The organism is Rhodospirillaceae bacterium (assembly GCA_028819475.1).
GTDB lineage: Bacteria > Pseudomonadota > Alphaproteobacteria > Bin65 > Bin65 > Bin65.
In genome coordinates, this window is the sequence record JAPPLJ010000068.1 from 1 (window position 1) to 4,036 (window position 4,036).

7 protein-coding genes are annotated in these 4,036 nt (G+C 69.0%); 4 read left to right on the plus strand and 3 right to left on the minus strand.

Annotated features, from left to right (window positions below):
- Nucleotides 1-59: 59 nt before the first annotated feature.
- From OXM58_20905 to OXM58_20915, 3 genes are all read right to left on the minus strand, one after another.
- Nucleotides 60-305 carry a hypothetical protein gene (locus OXM58_20905; GenBank protein ID MDE0150825.1) on the minus strand — a complete coding sequence of 82 codons (246 nt, stop codon included), beginning with the start codon at nucleotides 303-305 and terminating at the stop codon, nucleotides 60-62.
- A gap of 145 nt (nucleotides 306-450) precedes the next feature.
- Nucleotides 451-1,599: a hypothetical protein gene (locus OXM58_20910; protein ID MDE0150826.1), complete on the minus strand. Its 1,149-nt coding sequence runs from the start codon at nucleotides 1,597-1,599 to the stop codon at nucleotides 451-453.
- A gap of 84 nt (nucleotides 1,600-1,683) precedes the next feature.
- Complete coding sequence (locus tag OXM58_20915) at nucleotides 1,684-2,013, minus strand: hypothetical protein (GenBank protein MDE0150827.1); 330 nt, start codon at nucleotides 2,011-2,013, stop codon at nucleotides 1,684-1,686.
- A gap of 352 nt (nucleotides 2,014-2,365) precedes the next feature.
- On the opposite strand from OXM58_20915, the gene OXM58_20920 reads away from it, so the two are divergent.
- The 4 genes from OXM58_20920 to OXM58_20935 all read left to right on the plus strand — a co-directional run bounded on the left by OXM58_20920 (nucleotide 2,366) and on the right by OXM58_20935 (nucleotide 3,604).
- Nucleotides 2,366-2,638, plus strand: a complete 273-nt coding sequence (locus OXM58_20920) for an HU family DNA-binding protein (protein ID MDE0150828.1) — start codon at nucleotides 2,366-2,368, stop codon at nucleotides 2,636-2,638.
- A 110-nt stretch (nucleotides 2,639-2,748) separates the two neighbouring features.
- The gene (locus OXM58_20925) at nucleotides 2,749-3,027 is read left to right on the plus strand and encodes a hypothetical protein (GenBank protein MDE0150829.1); all 279 of its coding nucleotides are present in this window, start codon (nucleotides 2,749-2,751) and stop codon (nucleotides 3,025-3,027) included.
- A gap of 164 nt (nucleotides 3,028-3,191) precedes the next feature.
- The gene (locus OXM58_20930) at nucleotides 3,192-3,404 is read left to right on the plus strand and encodes a type II toxin-antitoxin system HicA family toxin (protein ID MDE0150830.1); all 213 of its coding nucleotides are present in this window, start codon (nucleotides 3,192-3,194) and stop codon (nucleotides 3,402-3,404) included.
- Nucleotides 3,392-3,604: a type II toxin-antitoxin system HicB family antitoxin gene (locus OXM58_20935; protein MDE0150831.1), complete on the plus strand. Its 213-nt coding sequence runs from the start codon at nucleotides 3,392-3,394 to the stop codon at nucleotides 3,602-3,604. Before OXM58_20930 ends, OXM58_20935 begins: the two co-directional genes overlap by 13 nt.
- Nucleotides 3,605-4,036: the final 432 nt, after the last annotated feature.

The following is a 4,036-nucleotide window of genomic DNA, read 5'->3' on the forward strand; positions in this document are numbered from 1 at the left end:
CCCCCGCGAGTTCGGCACCCCGCGAAATCGGCACCCCCCGCGCGGAGGCGGCTAGGCGGTCAGCGAGGCGCGGCGCCGAGGCAGCGCGCGGCGAAGGCGGTCCAGGAGTCGCGGTCGTGGCCGAGCCGGCGGTTGAGCCGGTCGGCGATGCCGAGCGCGCTGTCGCGGGTCACCGTGACCAGCAAGGTGGGGATCGGGGCGTCCATGCCGTCTACGGCGATCGCGATGCGATGCAGTCCTTCGTCGGGCATCGTCTCGGCGAAGAAGACGAAATCCGCCTCGTCGGGCAGGGTGTCGATGTTCATCGGCGGGTTCCTCCCGGTGGGCCGGCGCCGGGCGCTGACGGCCCGTCTGCCGGCATGGGTGCGCGGGCGATGGCCGGCCGCCCGCGGGCCGGAAATACGTATCCCGGCGGGCGGCGGGCCGGCAGCACGTGCCGCCGGCCCACGCTCAGAGCCACGATGTGTAGCTCGCCAGCGGGCTCGCGTCCTTCACGATCTCCACATGGCCGCGGTCGAGCTTGGCGAGGGCGAGGCAGAGCGCCACGTCGGCCTCGCTGCCAAAGGTGCCGAGCTCCTCGCCCGTGGCGATCTCGATCACGGTCCAGCTCGGGTCCCAGATGGGGATGCCCCGGAAATGCGCCGAGCGGTGGTAGGACCGCTCCGCGCAGTCAGGGCAGCGGCAGGCGCCGAATGCCGGGCGTCCGCAATCGGTGCAGGCGTCGCGGGACCGGCGTTCGGCGTATCGCCGCCTCGCGTTCGCGTTCTTGCGCTCCGTCGAGCGGCCGGCATTGCGGACCGCGGCGCAGGGGCCGCAGTAGGAGAGGCCGTCGAGGACGGGGGTTCCACACTTCGTGCAGAGCCCGGCGGCGCGGCGTTGGGCATACTTGCGGCGGTCCTTGGCCCGGCGCTTCTCGTTGCAGGACGCGCAGATGGCGGCGCCCTCGACCGCCGGCGGCTTGCCGCAGCGAACGCAGAGTCCCGCCTCGTGCCACGCCTTCTTGCGCCGCCGGTGCCTCGCGCGGCTGGCTCGGCGCTTGGTGTCCGGGTCGGCCCCGCCGTAGGGTTTCCCGGCTGCCTTGCCCGCCGCGTATCGGGCGCGGTCCTCGATGCGGCGTTCCTCCAGGCATGGCTCGCAGGTCGCGCGGCCGGGCGCGGGCGCGCGCTTGCCGCAGGCGGTGCACAAGCCCTCGGCACGGCGGGTCTCGATCAGACGGCGGAAGCGCCCGCGCTCGTATTCGCGGGTCTTCTCGGGATCGCGGCGCGGAATGCCGGCGGCCCTGAGCCGCGCGTCCCTGGCCCGGCCGGCGGCGCGGTCCTTCTCCAGGCACGGCTCGCACTGGGTGCGCTCGGGCGCGGGCGCGCGCTTGCCGCATTTGAGGCAAAGGTTCTGGGCGGCGCGCTCGGCGGCGCGCCGGCGATGGCGGACGCGGTCGGCGGGCCGCTTCCTCGCGGCACACGGCTCGCACCGGGTACGTCCGGGCGCGGGCGGTTGGTTGCCACACTTCAGGCAGAGATTATTCGCGCGCCGCTCGGCGGTCTGGCGGTGGTAGCGGTCCAGATCGCGCGCCCGCCTGGCCAGGATATCGGGATCGACCATCGGCGTGTCCTCCCTGCCGGAGTCGGAATCGGAGCGGGGACGCCCGACCGTCGGTTGGCCGGCGGGACGTCCCCGGAAGGCCGGTCAGCCCCTCTGCTTGCGGTCGCACAGGAGCCCCGTCGCGACCGAACCCCAATATTGGATCCCGCTGCCGCGGATGCTGAGGCCGGTGCACACGATGATCTCGTTGCGCGCGGGCCGCAGCCCCAGGACGTCCTTCAGCGAGACGGTGGTGCGCTTCGCCTTGCGCCGGCTTTTCTTCGCAGGCTCGTCTGCGGGCATGCGGCGGATGTCGCCGTCGATCATCGCCTGGAAGCGCTCGACCACGTAGCGCTCGTCCTCGAGGCCGCGGGCGAGCAGGTGGGTGAGAAAGGTGCGGTCGGAATTGCCGGGAAGCGCCATGGCCGCGTTCATCGTGCCGTCTCCTTCGTGCCGGTGATGGAAAGCGGCAGCGGGGCGCCCTCCCCCGGACACTCCGCCGCCGCCCCGCTAACGGCCAAGCCCTCGCTCTCGCCGGCGCGGCGGCGCAGCCGCGCAACGCGGCGGCTCGGGGGAGTGCCGGGGGGATGGAAGACCCGGCGGAACTGTCCCGGCTGGCGGTGGCGGACGGCGGGATGCGGTCAGCGCGATTGACGGCTGAGGCTGGCCCGTCTAGGGATTGGACGACGGTTTCGGCAGCGCCGTTGCCGAACCGGGCGTCGGGCGGCGAGGCGCTCGCGATTGCGGACTGCAACCGTCATCGACCGCATGCCAAGGGAATGGGCCAATGAATAAATCGGATCTCATCGAGCGGGTGGCGGACGAGGCGGGGATGACGAAGCAGGTCACCGGAATTGCGGTCGAGGGGGTGTTCTCGGCGACCGCCGAGGGGCTCGCGCGCGGCGAGGACGTCACCGTCGTCGGGTTTGGCAAATTCTCCACGACCAGCAGGCCGGCCCGCACGGGCAGGAACCCGCGCACCGGCGAACCAGTACCGGTCGGGCCGTCGACGACGGTATCCTTCAAGGCCGGCAAGGCGCTGAAGGAGGCGCTGAACTGACACCGGCCGGCTGGCCGCGATCACCGCGCAGCCGGAAGGCACGAGGCTTGTGGGAGAATTGGAGCGATCCTGAGCGGCGTTTGGGAACACCTGAGAGGAAGACACCGGCAATGGCTGAATTTCATCTCGTCGAAAGCGCCTCGGCGCTGCACTACGGCCTGGAGGTTGAGGATGAAGACGATGGTGAAGTCCGGCGCGGCGATTGTCTGTTGATCCGGCTCGGGACGAGCGATGCTGGAACGGCCGAGGATCTGCCGCTGCCGGAGGATGCGCCGGCGCAGCCGGGGGAGCTGCTGCTGATTGTTACGCCCCAGGTGGCGATGGACCTCGGGGACGAGATTCGGAAGGCGCTCCGAGTCTGGCTCGACGCCACGGAAGACAATGGCTAGTGCCTCGATGAATCCGCAATCGTCGAGGGTTCGATTGGATGCCGTCGACTCCTTTCATACCGTACATTTATGTGAAGGGCTTGGGCGACGGCAGGGCCTTGAGGATGGGTTCCCGATCCGAGCGCGGGAGCTCATGATGTTGTCGCGGTCGAGGTCTGCGCTGAATGCCAAAGGTGCGTGATGCAATCCGCCTCGTCGAAAGTGAGGGGTGGTCGTTGGTCCGGGTCAGGGGTAGCCATCGCCAGTTCCGGCATCCCGAGAAACCGGGGACCTTGACCATCGCCGGCAAGCCCGGCGACGACCTTGCCCCGGGAACCTGGGCCAGCATCTTGAAGCAGGCGGGACTCAAGAAGTTAGGACAGAGATGGAATACATGATCGTGATCGAGAAGGCACCGGCGAACTACTCCGCCTACGCGCCCGATCTGCCCGGATGCGTGGCGACCGGTGCGACCCGCGACGAGGCGATCCGGGAGATCGAGACGGCCATCGTTCTGCACATCGAGAGCCTGCGTGAGCACGGAGAGGCAGTTCCGGCTCCGCAATGCTCGGCGGCGGTGGTGGAAGTCGCTGCCTGATCGGTCGGTGGGCTGAAGGGCCGGGAAGAGCCCGCGAGGGACCCGAAATCGCGAATTGCCGGCAGCGCGCGAATCGGGGATGTCGGCAGCTGGCAGTTTCTGTCGGAACGTGTCGCGACAGGTTTTTGATTCAATCCGGTGACTATCCGATACGGAATGGAGTAAGCCTTCGGGTCCCGGGGGACGTAACACACGCGGTCGCCAGCGGAGTGATGCAGTGCCGAAGGAAGCCGCGCCCGTCCGACCGTTCAGCCCACCGTGTCGCCGCGGTCATCCCCCAGGACCCGAACGGATACGAAGGCTTACCCGGCAAAACGGAGAGACGGATGCGCTCTGCTTCGCTGCGTTACTATTGAAAGCGCTTTCGATTTGATCGCGGAGCGGATAGGCAACCATCTAATATACTGTAAAATAACACATTATTAGAATAGG

What these genes read in the sequence shown, in the direction of transcription:
- OXM58_20905 (MDE0150825.1), bottom strand. Translation starts at nt 305, where the DNA reads ATGAACATCGACACCCTGCCCGACGAGGCGGATTTCGTCTTCTTCGCC.
- OXM58_20910 (MDE0150826.1), bottom strand. Translation starts at nt 1,599, where the DNA reads ATGGTCGATCCCGATATCCTGGCCAGGCGGGCGCGCGATCTGGACCGC.
- OXM58_20915 (MDE0150827.1), bottom strand. Translation starts at nt 2,013, where the DNA reads ATGAACGCGGCCATGGCGCTTCCCGGCAATTCCGACCGCACCTTTCTC.
- OXM58_20920 (MDE0150828.1), top strand. Translation starts at nt 2,366, where the DNA reads ATGAATAAATCGGATCTCATCGAGCGGGTGGCGGACGAGGCGGGGATG.
- OXM58_20925 (MDE0150829.1), top strand. Translation starts at nt 2,749, where the DNA reads ATGGCTGAATTTCATCTCGTCGAAAGCGCCTCGGCGCTGCACTACGGC.
- OXM58_20930 (MDE0150830.1), top strand. Translation starts at nt 3,192, where the DNA reads ATGCCAAAGGTGCGTGATGCAATCCGCCTCGTCGAAAGTGAGGGGTGG.
- OXM58_20935 (MDE0150831.1), top strand. Translation starts at nt 3,392, where the DNA reads ATGGAATACATGATCGTGATCGAGAAGGCACCGGCGAACTACTCCGCC.